This window comes from Ensifer sp. M14, assembly GCF_003355565.1.
Lineage (GTDB): Bacteria > Pseudomonadota > Alphaproteobacteria > Rhizobiales > Rhizobiaceae > Ensifer.
Window position 1 is genome coordinate 1 of the sequence record NZ_QJNR01000003.1, and the last position, 570, is coordinate 570.

1 pseudogene is annotated in these 570 nt (G+C 67.0%); it reads right to left on the minus strand.

Annotated features, from left to right (window positions below):
• A pseudogene (locus BLJAPNOD_RS35840) lies at positions 1-570 on the minus strand (hypothetical protein); the annotation flags it as partial.

A 570-nucleotide genomic window follows, 5' to 3' on the forward strand; every position in this document is an offset into this window, starting at 1 on the left:
CGAGAAGGGCAGCCACCCGCGGCAGCACGTTCTTGCCGACCGAGGTGGCGGCGGCCAGGATGGTGTCGTAATTGCCGGCCAGCGAGACGATCAGCGCCGCCAGCGGTTCGGCCAGGTTGTTGGCAAGCGAGGCATCCTCGGCCACCAGCACCTTGGATACGCCCGAAAGCTTGGCCGCCTGGTCGGCGGCCGCCTTGGCACCGGCACCGGCCACCAGCACATGCACGTCACCGCCGATTTTGCTCGCTGCCGTCAGCGTCTTTGCGGTCTGGTCGGAAAGGTGGCCGAGAAGGGCAGCCACCCGCGGCAGCACGTTCTTGCCGACCGAGGTGGCGGCGGCAAGGATGGTGTCGTAATTGCCGGCAAGCGAGACGATCAACGCTGCCAGCGGTTCGGCCAGATTGTTGGCAAGGCTTGCGTCCTCGGCCACCAGCACCTTGGATACGCCCGAAAGCTTGGCTGCCTGGTCGGCGGCCGTCTTGGCGCCAGCACCGGCCACCAGCACATGCACGTCGCCGCCGATTTTGCTCGCTGCCGTCAGCGTCTTTGCGGTCTGGTCGGAAAGGTGGC